The sequence below is a fragment of the Polaromonas aquatica genome (genome assembly GCF_050626995.1).
GTDB lineage: Bacteria > Pseudomonadota > Gammaproteobacteria > Burkholderiales > Burkholderiaceae_C > Polaromonas > Polaromonas aquatica_A.
The window spans coordinates 446,141-463,143 of record NZ_CP192467.1 but is presented as its reverse complement, the minus strand read 5'-3'; the positions used below and the strand labels follow the sequence as shown (position 1 = coordinate 463,143).

Genomic DNA, 17,003 nt, shown 5'->3' with positions numbered 1-17,003 from the left:
CAACCATGACCGAACACCAACAAGACCTGTTCCAAAAATTTGCCGCGCTGGCCAGCCTGCTGGGACTCATCGCCATCTTCTCATTCACCAGCAACGCCTTTTTCAGCGTGGGCAATGGCATGACCGTGGCGCTCCAGGTGACGTCCATTGCCTACCTGGGCATCGCAGCGACCTGCGTGATCATCACGGGCGGTATTGACCTCTCGGTAGGCGCCATCCTGGCACTGGCCGGCGTTGTGGCAGCCATGCTGGTCAAGGCGGGCGCGCCCGTGCCGCTGGGCATGTTTGCCGGCCTGCTGGTCGGTGCCCTGTGCGGGCTGATCAACGGCCTGTGCGTGACGGTGCTCAAACTGCCGCCCTTTATTGCCACCCTGGGCATGATGCTGGTGGCGCGCGGCGTGGCCCTGCAGCTGACCGATGCCCGCGCCATCAGCGGCCTGGGCGACAGCTTTGCGGAACTGGGCAACGGATCCTTGTTCCGCATCGTCAATATCGGTGCGGACGGCTTCCCCGATGTGGTGTTCGTCGGCATCCCCTATCCCGTGGTGCTCATGGTCGTGCTGGCGCTGGCCGTCTCCATCCTGCTGAACCGTGCCACGCTGGGGCGCCATCTCTATGCCATTGGCTCCAACCTGGAAGCTGCCCGGCTCTCGGGCGTGAACGTCAACGGCGTGACGTTGTTTGCCTATGTGCTTTCCGGTCTGCTGGCCGGGCTGACCGGCTGCGTGCTGATGTCCCGCCTGGTCACGGCCCAGCCCAGTGAGGGCCTGATGTACGAACTGGATGCCATTGCCGCCGCGGTGATAGGCGGCACCTCGCTCACGGGCGGCGTGGGCACGGTGTCGGGCACCATCATTGGCGCGTTCGTGATTGGCATCCTGCGCAACGGTTTGAACATGAGCGGCGTGTCCGCTTTCACCCAACAAATTCTGATCGGCGTCGTCATCCTGCTGGCCGTATGGATCGACCAGATGCGCCATCGCAAGTGATCCCTACCGGCAGGGCTTACCGGGACTTCGAGAGACAACCTCTACCACCACTCACCCATGAGGAAAGAAATGAAAAAATTTGTCCACACCCTGATCGCAGCCGCCCTGGTGGCTGCGTCGTCAATGGCTATGGCCGCCGACAAGGAAATTGCCGTCATCGTGAAGACCGCCAATTCGGACTTCTGGCAAAACGTGAAGAAAGGCGCCAACGCTGCCGTGGGCGGTCTCAAGGGCTACACCGCCACCTTCCAGGGCGCGGCATCCGACACCGACCTGGCCGGACAGGTGGCCCTGGTGGAAAACGCCGTGAACCGCAAAGTCGCCGGCATCGTGCTGGCCCCTTCGGATCCGGATGCCCTGATCCCCGCCATCAAAAAGGCCTGGGAAGCCAAGATTCCTGTGGTGCTGATTGACTCCGCCGCATCGGATTCCGGCAAGGCTTATTACCAATCCTTCCTGGCCACCGACAACAAGGCTGCCGGGGAAATGTCCGCCAAGACGCTGATCGACAAGATCGGTACCACCGGCAAGATCGCCATCATGTCTTACACCGCGGGCTCGGGCTCGGAAATCGGCCGCGTGGGAGGTTTCACCGACTACATCAAGAAGCATTCCAAGCTGCAGATCGTAGGCCCCTTCTACTCCAACTCGCAGATGGGTACCGCCCTGAACCAGACCACCGACGTGCTGGCTGCCAATCCCGACCTCAAGGGCATCTTCGGCGCCAACGAACCCACCGCCATCGGCATGGGCCGCGCACTGGTTCAGTCGGGCAAAGCCGGCAAAGTGGTCGCCATTGGCTTTGACGGCAACTCCGACCTGCAAGGCTTCGTGAAAGACGGCACCATCGAGGCGATTGCCGTGCAAAGCGCCTTCGAGATGGGCAACCTGGGCGTGAAGACCGTGGCGGAAATCGTGGGAGGCAAGAAAGTTCCGGCCTTCCGTGATACCGGTGTGTTGATGGTGACCAAGAAAAACATCGACACGCCCGCTGCCAAAAACGTTCTCTACTAAATCGCTCCGACCCCAAGGACCCTCCGGCACCAGTTGCCGGAGGAGGGGCCTATGCACACCGCGGATTTAAAACTCCTTCCCCGCGTGGACTAACCGCTCCACTCAAGGATATCTATGCTGACAGTCATTTGCGAAACCCCCGGCGTGCTGCGCATGGTCGAAGGGGTCATGCCCATCCGCAATGAAGGCGATGTGCTGCTGCGCATCCGCCGCGTGGGGGTATGCGGCACCGATCTGCACATCTTCACCGGCAAACAACCCTTCCTGGCCTATCCACGTGTCATGGGCCACGAGATCGCGGGTACCGTCGAGGAAGCGCCAGCGGACAGCTCCCTTCAGCCCGGCGACGCCGTCTTTGTCATGCCCTACCTGTCGTGCGGCCGGTGTGTAGCCTGCCGTCAGGGCAAGACCAACTGCTGCGTCAACATCCAGGTGCTGGGCGTGCACCGCGACGGCGCCTTCACCGAGTATCTCAACGTACCTGCGCAGTTTGTGCGCAGGGCAGACGGTGTTTCACTGGACCAGGCCGCCATGCTGGAATTTCTGGCGATTGGTGCCCACGCCGTACGCCGTGCCGACGTGCAGCCAGGCCAACGCGTACTGGTGGTGGGGACGGGCCCCATCGGCATGGCCGCCTTGCTGTTCGCCGGGCTGCGTGGTGGTCAGGTCACAGCCCTGGACACGCGAAAGGAGCGGGTGGAGTTCTGCAGGCAACACCTGGGTGCGCACGCGGGTGTTGTGATAGGTAGCGGCGACCTGGACGAGCTGCGCGCGCTGACCGGTGGCGATTTTTACGATGTCGTTTTTGACGCCACGGGCAATGCAAAGGCCATGGAGCGCGGCTTCCAGTTCATTGCCCATGGCGGCAAGTATGTGCTGGTGTCGATCGTGCTGGACAACATTACCTTCGCCGATCCGGAGTTTCACAAACGCGAGGCGACGCTGCTGGGTAGCCGCAATGCCACCATGGAAGACTTCGAAACGGTGCTTGAGGCGATGCGGGGCGGCAAAATCCCCACCGCGGCACTCAACACCCATCGCATGGCCCTGGCCGACGTACCAGCCCAGTTCGCAACCCTGCTGGACCCCACGCAGGGCGTGGTCAAGGCGCTGATCGAATGCTGACAGGAGCCTCCACGTGAGCACGCCCATCCTCCAGTTCGGCACCGGGCGCTTTCTGCAGGCGCATGCAGACCTGTTTGTGTCCGAGGCCCTAGCCCTGGCCCAAGGCCAGGCACTGGGCGGCATTACCGTCGTGCAAAGCACAGACAGCCCGCAGAGCAGTGCACGCGCCGCGGCATTGGCACATGGCTACCGCGTCGAATTGCGCGGCATGCAACATGGCCAGCGTATCGAGGAAACTGTGCACGTGAACGCAGTACAGGCCGTCTGGCATGCCCGCCGCGACTGGACACAATTGCGCGATGCTATGGCCACCACCGTGCAGGTCATCATCTCCAACACCGCGGACATGGGCTATGTGCTGGACGACGCCGACACCGCGGCGCTGCTGGATAACCCGACGACGACGCCGCGCAGCTACCCTGCCAAGCTGGTGGCGCTTCTGCACCACCGCTGGCAGCAGCAGCCGGAGGCGTCCCTGACGCTGTACCCCTGCGAACTGGTCAGCCGCAACGGCGACACACTGCGCGACCTGGTATCCACACTGGCGCAAAGCTGGGGCGCTACGCCTGCCTTCCTTCGTTATGTGCGGGAGCACTGCGTGTGGGTCAATTCACTGGTGGACCGCATCGTGTCATCTCCGCTGGAACCTGCCGGCGCGGTGGCCGAGCCCTATGCGTTGTGGGCTATCGAACGCCAGCCGGGCATGGTGCTTCCTTGCAGCCACCCGGCCATGGTGGTGACGGATGCACTGGCCCCCTTCGAGCAACGCAAGCTCTGGCTGCTGAACCTGGGGCACACGGTATTGGCCGAACGCTGGCAGCTGCAGGGCGGTGCTGCGGACATGACCGTGGTGCAGGCCATGCACACCCCGGCGCTGCGCACCGCACTGGAGGCCGCATGGGCCGACGAGGTGCTGCCGGTATTTGACGCCGAGGGCGCAGGCGCCGAGGCCCGCGCCTATCTGGTGGAATTGCGCGATCGTCTGCTCAACCCGTTTCTGGAACACCGCCTGGCTGATATCGCCAAGGACCACGCGCAGAAGAAGCTGCGCCGCCTGGCACCCGTGGTGGAGCGCGCTGTGGCGCTGCGACTGCCCATCGCACAGACCCAGCTGCGCAATGCGTTAGCCTGAGATGTTGTTGCTTCTTCCCCCTCTGGGAGAAGGTTGAGGTGATGGTCAGCGGCTTTTGAATGCATGCTGCAGTGCAGCATTCAACGCTGTAAACCCTACTGCCTGCTTCTGCAGAAGAATTGGGGGCCAGTTCCTCCGCGCCCGAATGTGGGGCCAAAATTCGCCACAACTGCGCCTCCGGAGTTACGATGCGTGAACCATTCACTCCGTTGGTGGTTCCATGGTGGCACTTGCACTACAACTCGATTCGCCCCGCCGGCTGCCTAAAAGAGTCAGTGACCGGCCGCAGGACTGGCTAGGCTCAACGCCCCTGCTGGACCTGGACGACTCCAAGCTGCGCTTGAAGGCCCGCGCGTTGGTACAGCTGTGCCGTACTGACCGGGACAAGGCCCTGGCCGTCTATCGCTTCGTCAAGCGCATGCCTTATACCAAGCGGATCAAGCTGCACTACCCGACGGCCCGCGACGTGCTCGAGGCGCGTGGAGGTGACGGCGACGACAAGGCGACCTTGCTGATCGCACTGATGCGCTCCGTCGGCATCCCGGCGCGGTTGCGCTACATGGAGATGCGCGGCGAGATGCTGCGCGGCCTGATCCCGAGGGCCACGCCGGCGGCGCGCCCGCTGGCAGAGTTCTGGCTGGGCCATTGGGTACGCACCGATACCTATATTTTTGATGCCGAATACGTGGCTGCCGCCCTCGAACGCCTGAAAGCGAACGGCTGGGCATGCGGCTGGGGCATCCACATCAATGCCCAGCTTCTGTGGGATGGAAAGAACGACGCCTTTCTCGGCGGTGTGCCTACCGACCAGGACCCCATGCTCACGCGGCTTCTCTGCGTGGTGAGTGACCCCCTGGAACTGGTCGCGGCGTCGCTGCGGGCCAATGGGATGCGTTACCGCCGATCGCTGCGGGCGTTGCAATGGAATATGCTGGCGCCGACCATGATGCAGGCCATCCGCGAGCTAAGGGCTGGCTCCCGTTTCTATTGAAATGCACTTCGCCTCTACCCCATCCGTCCCAATAATTCCGGCACCGAAGAGGCCAGCAGGGCTACTCCGGTACATGTCAGCAAACCCAGCACCAGCTTGCGGAAAGTTGCCTCGCTGATGCCGATGTACAGCCGCGCGCCTAACAGGGAAGGAATCAGCAGCGCTGGTGCGACGATGGCGAGATAGGGCAAGGTAGCGGTGGTGATGATGCCGGTGGCGAGGTAGCTGCCGAAGGTGACCAGCAGCATGGACAGGTTGAAGTTTTGCACGATGGCGCGTTGGGCGTCTTTGTCCATGCCTCGCAGTGTGCACCACAGCGTGGGCAGCACGCCGGTGAATCCGCCCAGGCCGCCCATCACCCCGCCTGCTGCGCCTATCAGGCCATCGGCGATGGGGCCTGCGCGCGTGATGCGTGGCAGTTGTGCGCTGAGCAACATGACAGGGCACCAGATCACCAGCAGCGTGCCCAGAAACGCCTTGAACACGATCACGTCCAGCCGGGGCAACAGCAGCAGTCCGAGCGGCAAGCCCAGCAGGCCGCCGACAACAAAAGGTGCGAGTGTCTTCAGATGAAAGCCGCGCCGCATGGTGACGGCTGCAATGATCTGGCCCACCAGGGCGCCAAACACCGCCATCGCCGCCGCCAGCCGTGGGTCAATCGACCACGCCCAGAAGGACATGGCCACCAGGCCGAAACCAAAACCTGTGAGGCCCTGTACAAAGCCCGCGGCAACGGCGCCGGCGATGATCAGGACGATTTGAGCGTCAGGACCTGCCAACACTGTGTTTGCAAATGCGAATGGGGTGAAAACAGCACCAATCAAGGCGCGCGACGACGCCCAGACCGGGCGTCTGCGCTAGGAGCGCAACGCGGAGTGGGGCTGTTTTCACCCCATTCCCTCCGGGTTGCGATCACAAAGGCCTTGCGCGGCGTTGCAAAGCCTTGACGGAGGCCTACCTCGCCTGCGTTTTGCGCCTTGCTCAAGGCCTTTTTGACTCGCAACGCATCTTGCAAACACAGTGTTGACAGGTCCTAGGCGTAGTCGCTCACCGGCACGCAGCTGCAGAACAGGTTGCGGTCGCCGTAGACGTTGTCGACCCGGCCCACGGGCGGCCAGTATTTCACCAGCTTGAGCGAAGCCAGTGGGAAGGCGCCGGTCTCGCGCGAGTAAGGCCTGTCCCAGTCGGCGCCCAGCAGGCTGGCCGCGGTGTGCGGGGCGTGCTTGAGCGGGTTGTTGTCCTGCGGCCACTCGCCGGCTTCGATCTTGCGGATCTCGTCGCGTATGGCAATCATCGCGTCGATGAAACGGTCCAACTCGGCCAGGGTCTCGCTTTCGGTGGGTTCGACCATCAGCGTGCCCGGCACTGGAAAGCTCAGCGTGGGTGCATGGAAACCGTAATCCATCAGGCGCTTGGCCACGTCCTCGGCGCTGACGCCGCTGGTTTCCTTGAGCGGGCGCAAATCGAGAATGCACTCGTGGGCCACATGGCCGTTTTCGCTGGCGTAGAGCGTCGGGTAGTGGTCCTTCAGGCGGGAGCTGATGTAGTTGGCACTCAGGATGGCAACTTCGGTGGCTTGTGTCAGACCCTCGGGGCCCATCATGCGGCAGTACATCCAGCTGATAGGCAAAACAGCCGCATTGCCCAAGGGTGCCGCAGAAACCGCACCCACGCCATTGACAGGAATACCTGCCGTGGCATGGCCGGGCAGGTAAGGCACCAGGTCGGCCACCACACACACCGGGCCCACGCCCGGGCCGCCGCCGCCGTGCGGAATGCAGAAAGTCTTGTGCAGGTTCAGGTGACTGACGTCGCCGCCAAACTCGCCCGGCGCGGCCACGCCCACCAGTGCGTTCATGTTGGCGCCGTCCACGTAGACGCGGCCGCCGTGGCTGTGCACCATCGCGCAAAGTTCCTTGACCTGCGTTTCAAACACGCCGTGCGTGCTGGGGTAGGTGATCATCACGCAGGCCAGGTTGGCGCTGTGCTTTTCGCACTTGGCCTTGAGGTCGGTCATGTCGACGTTGCCCTGCGCGTCGCAGGCGGTCACGACAACGGTCATGCCGACCATCTGCGCGCTGGCCGGGTTGGTGCCGTGGGCCGAGGAAGGGATCAGGCAAATATTGCGGTGGCCCTGGCCTTTGGCTTCGTGGAAGGCCTTGATGACCAGCAGGCCGGCGTACTCACCTTGCGAGCCGGCGTTGGGCTGCAGGCTGATGCCCGCATAACCGGTGGCCTGGCACAGCCAGTCGCGTAGCTGCTTGTCGAGTTCGGCATAGCCCTGCAGTTGCTCGGCGGGCGCAAACGGGTGGATGTTGGCGAATTCGGGCCAGGTGATGGGGATCATCTCGCTGGTCGCGTTGAGTTTCATGGTGCAACTGCCCAGCGGGATCATGCTGCGGTCCAGTGCCAGGTCCTTGTCGCTGAGCATGCGGATGTAGCGCAGCATGCCGGTTTCTGAATGGTGGGTGTTGAACACCGGGTGCGTGAGGAAAGCCGTGGTGCGGCGCAGGTCGGCGGGAATCAGCGACTCCACGCCCTTTTCGAAGGCGCTGACCACCGGCACCGTCTGGCCGGGCTTGGCGAAGAAGGACCAGAGCAGTTCGATGTCCTTGCGGCTGGTGGTTTCGTCCAGCGACACGCCCAGATGATTATTCAGGCGAAATCGCAGGTTAGCCCCTGCCGAACGGGCGCGTTCAGCTATCAAATTGGTAGCATCCCCGGTTTTCACCGTGACGGAATCAAAAGCACCGGTGTTGGTGATCTCATAGCCGAGTTCCTGAAGGCCGCGCACAAAGACGGCCGTGTAGGCCGCCACGCGTTCGGCGATGCGCTTGAGGCCTTGCGGGCCGTGGTAGACCGCGTACATGCTGGCGATGACGGCCGGCAGCACCTGCGCGGTGCAGATGTTGGAGGTGGCTTTTTCGCGGCGTATGTGCTGCTCGCGTGTCTGCAGCGCGAGGCGGTAGGTCGGGTTGCCGTGGCTGTCAACGCTGACGCCGACCAGGCGGCCCGGCAGCGAGCGCTTGAACTCGTCGCGGCAGGCGAGGTAGGCCGCGTGCGGCCCGCCATTGCCCATGGGCATGCCGAAGCGCTGGGTGTTGCCCAGCACGATGTCGGCGTCCCATTCGCCGGGCGGGGCCAGCAGCGTGAGCGCCAGCAGGTCGGCCGCGACGCACAGGGCCGCACCGTCGACGTGGGCCTGGCCCGCGAGCGGGCGCAGGTCGTGGATGCTGCCGGTGGTGGCCGGGTACTGGGCCAGCACGCCGAAGTAGTCGCCCTCGGCCATGAGCAGGGGCAGGGTGGCCGAGGCCGTGCTGACCTTGACTTCAATGCCCAGCGGTTTGGCGCGGGTCTGGATCACTTCGATAGTCTGAGGATGGCAGTCGCCCGCCACGATGAAGACGTTGCTTTTGCTTTTCACGCTGCGCTTGGCCAGGGTCATGGCTTCGGCGGCGGCGGTGGCTTCGTCGAGCATGGAGGCATTGGCGATCGGCATGCCGGTCAGGTCGCAGACCATGGTCTGGAAGTTGATCAGCGCCTCCATGCGGCCCTGCGAAATCTCGGCCTGGTAGGGCGTGTAGGCCGTGTACCAGGCGGGGTTCTCGAGGATATTGCGCAGGATCACGCCCGGCGTGCAGGTGCCGTAGTAGCCCTGGCCGATGAAGTTCTTGAACACCTGGTTCTTGGCCGCGATGGCCTTGAGCTGCTTCAGCGCGGCGGCTTCCGTGACCGGGGCCGGGATGGCCATGGGCGTGCTGCGCGCGATCGAGCGCGGAACGATGCCTTCTACCAGCTCGCGGCGCGAGGCCGAGCCCACGACGCCGAGCATGTGGACTTCGTCGGTCTCGTCAATGCCGATGTGGCGCGCGATGAATTCGGAAGGGTTTTCAAGGTCGCCCAAGGGCTTGGCGGTTTGCATCAACATGTCGGGTCCCGTGTCAGGCTTGGCAGCCAGGAGTCAGAAAACAGAAAAAAAATCGGAAAAAAATCAGGCCGAGAAAGCCGTGTAGCGGGTCTCGTCCATCAGCGCGTTGAGCTGCGAAGGGTCAGACAGCTTGATCTTGAAGAACCAGCCGGCACCCATGGGGTCGCTGTTGGCCAGGGACGGGTCGTCCTTCAGGGCTTCATTGATGGCGGTCACTTCGCCGCTTACCGGCATGTAGACGTCGGCGGCGGCTTTCACCGACTCGACGACACCGGCGGTTTCCTTCTGCGCGAAGGTCGTGCCCACGGCGGGCAAGTCCACAAACACCACGTCGCCCAACGCATCTTGCGCATGCACGGTGATGCCGACGGTGGCCACGTCGCCTTCAATCTTGAGCCATTCGTGGTCTTCGGTGTATTTGACAGTCATGAGAATCTCCAGGGGTTAAGGGGTGGGGACGGCAGGGTTCAGCCGCGGAAGTAACGGTTAGGGACAAAAGGCATGGCCGCGACTTCCATGGGCACGGGCTTGCCGCGCACGATGGCGTTGACGCGCGTGCCCAGGGCGGCGAATTCGGGTTTCACATAGCCCATGGCGACCGGTTGGTTGATCGTGGGACCCAGCAAGCCGCTGGTGACTTCGCCGATCACCGTGCCGTCGACGGCTTGCAGTTCGGTGTGGTCGCGCACGGGCACGCGCTCCAGCGCCACCAGGCCCACACGTTTGCGGGCCAGCGCGGCGGGGTCGGCCAGTTGCGCCAGGATTTTGTCCGCGCCCGGAAAACCGCCGGCGCGCGCGCCGCCTGTGCGCCGCACTTTTTGCATGGCCCAGTTGAGGTTGGCTTCGACCGGCGTAGTCGTTGTGTCGATGTCGTTGCCGTAGAGGCAGAGGCCGGCTTCCAGGCGCAGCGAGTTGCGCGCGCCCAGGCCTATGGGCTTGACCTCGGGCTGCGCCAGCAGGGCGCGCGCCAGCGTCTCGGCCTGCGACGCATGCACGGAAATTTCAAAGCCGTCTTCGCCGGTGTAGCCGCTGCGCGTGAGAAAGCAGTCGCAGCCGGCGACGCTGAAGCGCCCGCCAGTCATGAACACGAGTTTTTCAACACCGGGGGCCAGGCGCTGCAGCGCGTTGACGGCCTGCGGGCCTTGCAACGCCAGCAGTGCCATCTCGGGCATGGGGATGACGTCGCAACGCGAACCGATTTTGCCCTGGATATGTGCGATGTCGCCCACCTTGCACGCGCCGTTAACGATGACGAAGAGGTCGCCGCCGTTGGCGTAGTCGCGGTTGAAGAACATCAGGTCGTCGATGACGCCGCCTTCGTCATTGAGCAACAGGCCGTAGCGCTGCTTGCCGGCGGGCAGGTCGATCACGTCGACCGGAATCAGCGATTCGAGCGCCGCTGCGGCATCGGCGCCCACCAGGCGCAACTGGCCCATGTGGGACACGTCGAAGAGGCCGGCGGCCTGGCGCGTGTGGTGGTGTTCGGCCATCAGGCCCGCAGGGTATTGCACCGGCATGGAATAGCCCGCGAAAGGCACCATGCGCGCGCCGAGTTCCACATGCAGGTCGTGCAGCGGCGTTTTCAGCAGGGTTTCCGGGGCAGCAGAAGAAGCGGAAGAGGTGGACGAATCGGACAAGGCATTCTCCGGGGGGCAAACAGGTTCATGGACCGAGAACCTGAACAGGTTCCAAACCATGGGCTGCCCCTGCTGTCCACTTTACCTGAGAGATTCACCCGGCGATGCAGGTTTGCTCCTTCGGTGGACCGTCTTGAAAACGGCCTCTCTCCAGTAGGGAACGCCTTGCCGCGTGGTGCGCCGCAGGGCGGTTGCCAGTCCTTTTGCCTGAGCGTTCAGTGCACCAAAAAGGGTTGCCCCGGGGTGTACGTGCGCCTTCGGCGGTTTTCGCTGGGAAAACTCTCTCCTGACCCCGTCGAGTGTAACGGATGCCGCCGTCAGCCCGGCTCAAGCCCCCTGGTACTGCGGCAGCAGCATGGCGATGCGCTCGCTGATGGAATCGGCGCGTTCATGGCCCGCGATCTTTTCGATTTCTTCGATCATTTCGCGCGAGGCCGCCAGCATGGTGTCGCGATCCTTGGCATTGCGCAGCGCTTCGCGAAAGCGTTCGGCCATCACCGGGTCGCGGCGGGCGAACATGCGCTCGCAGATGTCGAACAGGAACATGCGGGTGGTGGCCAGCGAGCGCTTTCCTTCAAACTGGTCGGCTGAAACCTGGATGGCCTGCGTCGTTTCGGGGCTCGGGAAGTTCTGCAACTGGGCCGGCGTGGGTTTGGATGCTGGCGCCGATGCGGGCGCTGACGTTTTTCCCGGATGCGCTTCCAGAAAACCATCGCGCAAAAGGCGCAGGGCGATGGCCTCGCCGTCGCCGTCAAACAGCGGGCGGAAGTCCTGGGCCGACTTGCTGCCGTCGGCCATCAACAGCAGGGTGCGCTCGCGCTGGCCTAGCGTTCTCACGCCGGGCTTGAGCTCGGCGCGGGCACGGTCGGTTTTGTGGAGCTGCATGGGATTTCATCCTGAAATTAATGCCGAGCATTACCTGTCCAGATGACAACGGCGTGAAACCCCGACTGGAAAAAGCTATTTGGCGTAGACCAGGTCGCGCAGGCCCAGCGAAAGTTGCGGTACGTAAGTGATCACCATCAGGCAGGCCAGTATGACCAGTACAAAAGGGATCAGGTGGGTGACGATGCGGTCCAGCGATATCCTGGCGACGGTGCAGGCCGCGAACAGGTTCACGCCGAAAGGCGGTGTGATCATGCCGAGCGCGAGGTTCACCACCATCACCAGACCGAAGTGCACCGGGTCTATGCCGAAATGCACCGCCACCGGCGCCAGGATGGGCGCCAGCACGATGATGGCGGCGCTGGTCTCGATGAACATCCCGATGATGAACAGCGCCGCGTTGACACCCAGCAGGAAGAGGGCAGGTGATTGCAGCACCGCCTCCAGCCAGCGGCCTATGGCGTCCGGCACGCCGGCGCGGGTGATCAGGAAGGCGAACAGCCCGGCGTTGGCGATGATGAACATGATCACTGCGCTGGAAATCACCGACTTGCGCAGGATGACGTAGAGGTCGGCGAGCTTGATCTCGCGGTAGATCACGATGCCGACGACCAGCGCGTAGAACACCGCCACTGCCGAGGCCTCCGTTGGCGTGAAAATTCCGCCGTAAATGCCGCCCAGGATGATCACCGGCATCAGCAGCGCCCAGCCGGCTTGCCAGATCGCCTTGCCGAAACCCAGGCGACCGTCGCCGTCCTGTTTGCCCCAACCCTTCCAGCGGCAGTACAGGTGCACGAACAGCATCAGCGCGCAGCCGATCAGGAGTCCTGGGCCGAAGCCGGCGATGAAAAGTTCGCCGATCGAGACCTCGGCGCTCACGCCGTAGAGAATCATGGGAATCGACGGCGGGATAATCACGCCCAGCTCTGCGCTGGTGGCCTGCAGGGCCGCGGCGTAAGCCGTGGGGTAGCCGTGCTTGATGAGCGCCGGTATCAGGATGGCGCCTATGGCAAAGGTGGTGGCCACCGACGATCCGGACACTGCCGCGAAGATCATGCAGGTCAGCACACAGGTCATGGGCAGGCCGCCCTGGACGCCGCCCACGATGCTTTTGGCGAATTCGACCAGCCGGCGCGAAATGCCGCCGGTTTCCATCAGGTTGCCCGCCAGGATAAAGAAGGGGATCGCGGCCAGCGGAAACTTGTTGATCGAGGAAAACATCTCCTTGACGGAGATCAGCATGTTGGCGTTGGATGCCTGGATGCCGAAGATGGAGGCCAGCCCGATGGATACAGCCACCGAGACGGTGAGGGCAAAGCACAGCACCATGGTGGAGATCATCACTGCAGTCATTGCGCCGTCTCCAGTTCGTTGCGCTGGGGATCCAGCAGGTTACCGATGATGCCGATCACGCAGAACATGCCGCCCACAGGCATGGCCACATAGCCCCAGAACATTGAGACCGATTCCAGTCCTGCCATCGACTGCACCTGGCCGCGCAGCGAATAGTCCCAGCCCCACCACACGATGACGGCGATCAGCGCCAGGGCGGCCAGGCAAACCAGCCAGTCCAGCACGCGCCGGATGCGCGGCGGGCTCCAGCGGTAGAGCACGTCCACGCTGACCATGGCGCCCTGCCGGAAGGCCATGGGGATGCCCATGAACACCATCCAGATCAGGCTCAGGCGGATCAGGATTTCGGTCCATTCGGCGGGCTGCTCAAGGATGAAGCGCGTGACGATCTGGAACATGCCGAGCGCCGATGCGATGACCAGCATCAGGCAGGCCACCCCCATGGAGAACCCGGTGGTCCATTGTTCAAGTTTGAGGAAGGCTTGTTTCATGGCGTATCCCGGTGGTCCAGGAGAAATTGCAAAGAAAACGCCCGCAAGCCCAGTGTTTGCGGGCGCAAGTAGCTATAAAAAGTGTAGCTACTACAGATGGCTTGCTTACTTGTAGTTCCGGATCGCGTCGATATTCGCCTTGCCGAACTGCTTCTCGAACTCGGCATTGACGGGTGCCAGCGTGGCTACGAACTTCGCCTTGTCGACGTTTTCGATCACTGTCATGCCTTTACCACGCAGCTCGGCCACACCATTCGCATCATCCTGGTCGACGCGCGCGCGGTTGGCCTTGGTGGCCTCCTTGGCCGCATCGACGAAGGCCGTCTTGTCGGCGGCGCTGAGCTTGTCGAAGGCCGCTTTGTTCATCAAGAAAATGCAAGGCGAGTAAACGTGACCGGTCAGCGACAGGTGTTTTTGCACCTGGTCGAACTTGGCGGACATGATGACGGACAGCGGGTTTTCCTGGCCGTCGACCGTGCCCTGCTGCAGCGCGGTGAACACCTCAGGAAACGCCATCGGCGTGGTGATGATGCCCAGGCCCTTGTAGGCCGCGATGTGCACCGGGTTTTCCATGGTGCGCATCTTCAGGCCCTTGAGGTCCTCCGGCGCCTTCACGTCACGCTTGCTGTTGGTCATATGGCGAAACCCGTTTTCAGCCCAGGCCAGTGCCTTGAAGCCCTTGGCGTCGAACTTGGTCAGCAAGTTCTGACCGATAGGGCCGTCGAGCACTGCGCGTGCATGCGCCTTGTCGCGAAACAGGAAAGGCACGTCGAGGATTTTGGTCTCTGGCACGAAGTTGGGTACCGGGCCGGTGGAAGAAAAGGCCAGCTCCTGGGTGCCCAGCTGCACGGCCTCTATCGATTCGCGCTCGCCGCCCAGTGCGCCGTTGTAGAAGGCCTGGACCTTGTAGCGACCGGCCGTGCGTTTTTCGACCTCCTTGGCGAAGGTGTCGATGGCAACGCCCTGGTGCGAGTTCTGGGCCGTGGAGATGCTGATCCGCATGGTGGTCTGCGCGCTCGACGCAGCGATGAAACCCAGGCCCAAGGCCATGCCGGCCAGCAGTTTTGAAATTTTCATGGTGTCTCCAGAATAATCGTTGTTCAGAAATCCGCGACTACGGCATGCGGCCGTGTGCACACCTATTATTGCGTCCCCGCCCCAGGCGCAGTGCGCGGGTTTTCGTTTAAATAGGCCGCAATAATGCTGTCAAAGTCGGGGTCGGGCAAGAGTCCCAGGCCCCGGGCGCGGGCGGCGTCGATGACCGCCGGCCAACTGGTCACGATGTTGGCAATCGCCGGATCAGGCGTCCAGTCGATGAGGCGAATAGCCTCCTTGCCGGCCACGCGCTCCAGTGCCGCCGCCATCTCGCCCACGGTGGTTTTTAATGCCGGCAGGTTGACCGCCGTGCGTGCGCCCCATTCGGCATCGCCGGCTTCGGCTGCGCGTATCAACCCTTCAATCGTTCGCGCGGGGGAGGACAAAGCCACGGCCGTTTCGCGCGGCACAGGGCAGGTGCCGCGCAGGCCCGTCAGCGGCTCGCGGATCATGCCGCTTAAAAAGCTGGAGGCCGCGCCGTTGGGCTTGCCGGGCCGCACGCTGACGGTCATCAGCCGTACGTTGCGCCCACGTATGAAACCCTTGCGCGCGTAGTCGGCCACCAGCTGTTCCCCGATGAACTTCTGGATGCCGTAGCTGTTCTGCGGCGTCGGCAGCGTCCTGTCGTTGATCACCGGGGGCAAGGGCTGCGCGGGTGAATTGCCGAACACCGCGAGCGAGCTGGCGAACACCACGGTGGGCGAGCTGCCCAGCGTGCGGCAGCTCTGCAGAAGCGCGCGCGTGGCGTCGACATTGCTGCGCATACCAAGGTCGAAATCCGCTTCGCATTCGCCGCTGACGGCCGCTGCCAGGTGAAAGACCAGCGTGTTTTTCTCCGTCACCACCGGCGTCGTTGGATGGCGCTCCTCCAGCAACTCGTTCAAGTCGCCGGTGATTGCTCTTATGCGATTGTCTGCGGTCAGCGTTGCCGGGGGCGCCATCCTGTCAATCAGCGTTATCGTCCGGATCGTTTGCGGTGTGCCGCCCGCGAGCGCCAACTGTCCAGCATCCAGAAGTTGCCGTGCCAGTCTCGCCCCTAGAAACCCGGCGCCGCCGGTAATGACGATATCCATGGGCATGTCTCTCCATTTTTTGTGAACTGTCCGCTTGTGCGTTCGCACCGTTCCGGCTGCTTTCGCTACGTGAGGCAGTTTAGTTCGAACGAGGCAGCCACGGCACAATGCACGGCCCGACAGCCGAGCCTTTCGTAATTCGCTATGGGCGTGGCCGGCTGGGACGCCGGAACCCATCATGGATGGCTGGCGTAGCGCGGCGTGGACTGCCGGGTCAGTCCAAACTCGGGTATTAGGCCGTTACTGGCTTTGGAGCTGTCTTGGGTTTACCCGACACCGTGCCAAGGAGCCACAAGTTAAGGCCTGCGTGCCGGCTGATGAGCAGTGCGGATACAACCGGACCGGCAATGCCGGCGGCGAGTCCCAGTGTCATCAAGGCATAAGTATCGGTGATACCCAGTTCTCTGAAAATGATGCGGCTCGCGGCTGTAAAAAAGACATGCAGCAGGTAAATCGCAAATGAAAAAGAGCCAATATAGGCAAGCGGTGAAAAACTCCAGCCGCTCCGCAAAAGAAGAAAAGCGCTTGAAACACCGAGTGCCAGCGCGACGATAGAGCTTCCTTGATCGGAATACTGCGGAAAAAGCATGGCCGCGGTGGCTGCACAAATGAACACTGCCACAGCGAAAAACCGGGCTTTTGGTGTTTCGATGTCAAATCGTTTACAGGCGAGCCCTGCCAGGAAAAATGGCAAAAGGTACACAGCACCACGGGCGGCAAAGTAGTTGGGTGGGTTGAAGTAATCGAACAGCACGGCGCTGAATGCCCAGGCAAGTGCAAACCCGGTCGGTGTAGAGATCGCCTTGAAATGCTCCAGTAACAAGACAACCAGAAAAACGATAAAAAGCGCCTCAAGAAACCAGAAATGACCCACAGGCTCAATGTGCAGCAACCACCATTCGTTTACCGATGAGTTGGAGCCGGGCGTAACTGCCTGCACTACTGCAAACAGGGTCCCGACCGTGATGAGCGGCAGCAGCAGCCGACGCACTTTTCCTTTTATGAATTCCGGGGCATCTCCCTGGTAGGGACGGAATCCATACACATAGCCCGAGAGGAAAGAGAAGAGCGGCATGCGTACATAAGCAAGCACTTCATTGAACATCTGCAGCCAGTGTCCCTCCGGAACTTTCAGGCCCACTGCAGGCGTGTCTCCAACGACGTGAAAAAGAACCAGCAAGATGCATGCGATGCCCCTTACCGTATCCACCCCCAAATTGCGCTTCATTTTCTTGCCGGTCATCAGCCTTGGGTCCTCTTCTGCTCTTGTTCATCGCATCGTCACATGCA

15 protein-coding genes and 2 riboswitches are annotated in these 17,003 nt (G+C 62.5%); of the genes, 5 read left to right on the top strand and 10 right to left on the bottom strand.

Features of this window, described 5'->3' with window-relative positions:
* Nucleotides 1-5: 5 nt before the first annotated feature.
* The 5 genes from ACQ4MS_RS02240 (at nucleotide 6) to ACQ4MS_RS02220 (ending at nucleotide 5,251) form a co-directional block, all read left to right on the top strand.
* Nucleotides 6-989 (top strand): ABC transporter permease, encoded by a 984-nt coding sequence (locus tag ACQ4MS_RS02240; protein WP_431097457.1) that lies wholly within the window; start codon nucleotides 6-8, stop codon nucleotides 987-989.
* A 69-nt stretch (nucleotides 990-1,058) separates the two neighbouring features.
* Nucleotides 1,059-2,003, top strand: a complete 945-nt coding sequence (locus ACQ4MS_RS02235) for an ABC transporter substrate-binding protein (RefSeq protein WP_431097456.1) — start codon at nucleotides 1,059-1,061, stop codon at nucleotides 2,001-2,003.
* Nucleotides 2,004-2,117: 114 nt separating this feature from the next.
* Nucleotides 2,118-3,128, top strand: coding sequence for a zinc-binding alcohol dehydrogenase family protein (locus tag ACQ4MS_RS02230; protein ID WP_431097455.1), 1,011 nt, complete (start codon nucleotides 2,118-2,120; stop codon nucleotides 3,126-3,128).
* A 13-nt stretch (nucleotides 3,129-3,141) separates the two neighbouring features.
* Nucleotides 3,142-4,260 (top strand): mannitol dehydrogenase family protein, encoded by a 1,119-nt coding sequence (locus ACQ4MS_RS02225; RefSeq protein WP_431097454.1) that lies wholly within the window; start codon nucleotides 3,142-3,144, stop codon nucleotides 4,258-4,260.
* A gap of 220 nt (nucleotides 4,261-4,480) precedes the next feature.
* Nucleotides 4,481-5,251 (top strand): transglutaminase domain-containing protein, encoded by a 771-nt coding sequence (locus ACQ4MS_RS02220; RefSeq protein WP_431097453.1) that lies wholly within the window; start codon nucleotides 4,481-4,483, stop codon nucleotides 5,249-5,251.
* Nucleotides 5,252-5,265: 14 nt separating this feature from the next.
* On the opposite strand, the gene ACQ4MS_RS02215 is transcribed toward ACQ4MS_RS02220, so the two are convergent.
* The 10 genes from ACQ4MS_RS02215 to ACQ4MS_RS02170 form a co-directional block, all read right to left on the bottom strand.
* On the bottom strand, nucleotides 5,266-6,030 hold the full coding sequence (locus tag ACQ4MS_RS02215; protein ID WP_431097451.1) for a sulfite exporter TauE/SafE family protein: 765 nt from the start codon (nucleotides 6,028-6,030) through the stop codon (nucleotides 5,266-5,268).
* A 254-nt stretch (nucleotides 6,031-6,284) separates the two neighbouring features.
* A complete protein-coding gene (gene gcvP, locus ACQ4MS_RS02210) occupies nucleotides 6,285-9,179 on the bottom strand; it encodes an aminomethyl-transferring glycine dehydrogenase (RefSeq protein ID WP_431097450.1) in 2,895 nt (964 codons plus the stop codon).
* A gap of 63 nt (nucleotides 9,180-9,242) precedes the next feature.
* Nucleotides 9,243-9,608: a glycine cleavage system protein GcvH gene (gene gcvH / locus ACQ4MS_RS02205; RefSeq protein WP_431097449.1), complete on the bottom strand. Its 366-nt coding sequence runs from the start codon at nucleotides 9,606-9,608 to the stop codon at nucleotides 9,243-9,245.
* 38 nt (nucleotides 9,609-9,646) lie between these two features.
* Nucleotides 9,647-10,720 carry a glycine cleavage system aminomethyltransferase GcvT gene (gcvT, locus tag ACQ4MS_RS02200; RefSeq protein ID WP_431099515.1) on the bottom strand — a complete coding sequence of 358 codons (1,074 nt, stop codon included), beginning with the start codon at nucleotides 10,718-10,720 and terminating at the stop codon, nucleotides 9,647-9,649.
* 158 nt (nucleotides 10,721-10,878) lie between these two features.
* Nucleotides 10,879-10,980, bottom strand: a riboswitch (glycine riboswitch).
* Between the two features lie 21 nt (nucleotides 10,981-11,001).
* A riboswitch (glycine riboswitch) is annotated at nucleotides 11,002-11,115 on the bottom strand.
* A 28-nt stretch (nucleotides 11,116-11,143) separates the two neighbouring features.
* Complete coding sequence (locus ACQ4MS_RS02195; RefSeq protein ID WP_431097448.1) at nucleotides 11,144-11,701, bottom strand: hypothetical protein; 558 nt, start codon at nucleotides 11,699-11,701, stop codon at nucleotides 11,144-11,146.
* Nucleotides 11,702-11,776: 75 nt separating this feature from the next.
* Nucleotides 11,777-13,054, bottom strand: coding sequence for a TRAP transporter large permease (locus tag ACQ4MS_RS02190; protein WP_431097447.1), 1,278 nt, complete (start codon nucleotides 13,052-13,054; stop codon nucleotides 11,777-11,779).
* Nucleotides 13,051-13,545, bottom strand: a complete 495-nt coding sequence (locus ACQ4MS_RS02185) for a TRAP transporter small permease (RefSeq protein ID WP_431097446.1) — start codon at nucleotides 13,543-13,545, stop codon at nucleotides 13,051-13,053. The genes ACQ4MS_RS02190 and ACQ4MS_RS02185 overlap by 4 nt, the downstream gene beginning before the upstream one ends.
* A gap of 105 nt (nucleotides 13,546-13,650) precedes the next feature.
* The gene (locus ACQ4MS_RS02180; protein WP_431097445.1) at nucleotides 13,651-14,622 is read right to left on the bottom strand and encodes a TRAP transporter substrate-binding protein; all 972 of its coding nucleotides are present in this window, start codon (nucleotides 14,620-14,622) and stop codon (nucleotides 13,651-13,653) included.
* A gap of 65 nt (nucleotides 14,623-14,687) precedes the next feature.
* A complete protein-coding gene (gene denD / locus ACQ4MS_RS02175) occupies nucleotides 14,688-15,713 on the bottom strand; it encodes a D-erythronate dehydrogenase (RefSeq protein ID WP_431097444.1) in 1,026 nt (341 codons plus the stop codon).
* Between the two features lie 232 nt (nucleotides 15,714-15,945).
* Nucleotides 15,946-16,956: an acyltransferase family protein gene (locus tag ACQ4MS_RS02170; RefSeq protein WP_431097443.1), complete on the bottom strand. Its 1,011-nt coding sequence runs from the start codon at nucleotides 16,954-16,956 to the stop codon at nucleotides 15,946-15,948.
* Nucleotides 16,957-17,003 lie beyond the last annotated feature (47 nt).

Bases quoted from the DNA above. Each gene is read 5' to 3' on its own strand.
- ACQ4MS_RS02185 (WP_431097446.1), bottom strand. From the start codon at position 13,545: ATGAAACAAGCCTTCCTCAAACTTGAACAATGGACCACCGGGTTCTCC.
- ACQ4MS_RS02190 (WP_431097447.1), bottom strand. From the start codon at position 13,054: ATGACTGCAGTGATGATCTCCACCATGGTGCTGTGCTTTGCCCTCACC.
- ACQ4MS_RS02230 (WP_431097455.1), top strand. From the start codon at position 2,118: ATGCTGACAGTCATTTGCGAAACCCCCGGCGTGCTGCGCATGGTCGAA.
- ACQ4MS_RS02235 (WP_431097456.1), top strand. From the start codon at position 1,059: ATGAAAAAATTTGTCCACACCCTGATCGCAGCCGCCCTGGTGGCTGCG.
- ACQ4MS_RS02170 (WP_431097443.1), bottom strand. From the start codon at position 16,956: ATGACCGGCAAGAAAATGAAGCGCAATTTGGGGGTGGATACGGTAAGG.
- ACQ4MS_RS02240 (WP_431097457.1), top strand. From the start codon at position 6: ATGACCGAACACCAACAAGACCTGTTCCAAAAATTTGCCGCGCTGGCC.
- denD (WP_431097444.1), bottom strand. From the start codon at position 15,713: ATGGATATCGTCATTACCGGCGGCGCCGGGTTTCTAGGGGCGAGACTG.
- ACQ4MS_RS02195 (WP_431097448.1), bottom strand. From the start codon at position 11,701: ATGCAGCTCCACAAAACCGACCGTGCCCGCGCCGAGCTCAAGCCCGGC.
- ACQ4MS_RS02180 (WP_431097445.1), bottom strand. From the start codon at position 14,622: ATGAAAATTTCAAAACTGCTGGCCGGCATGGCCTTGGGCCTGGGTTTC.
- ACQ4MS_RS02220 (WP_431097453.1), top strand. From the start codon at position 4,481: ATGGTGGCACTTGCACTACAACTCGATTCGCCCCGCCGGCTGCCTAAA.
- gcvT (WP_431099515.1), bottom strand. From the start codon at position 10,720: ATGGTGCCTTTCGCGGGCTATTCCATGCCGGTGCAATACCCTGCGGGC.
- gcvH (WP_431097449.1), bottom strand. From the start codon at position 9,608: ATGACTGTCAAATACACCGAAGACCACGAATGGCTCAAGATTGAAGGC.
- gcvP (WP_431097450.1), bottom strand. From the start codon at position 9,179: ATGTTGATGCAAACCGCCAAGCCCTTGGGCGACCTTGAAAACCCTTCC.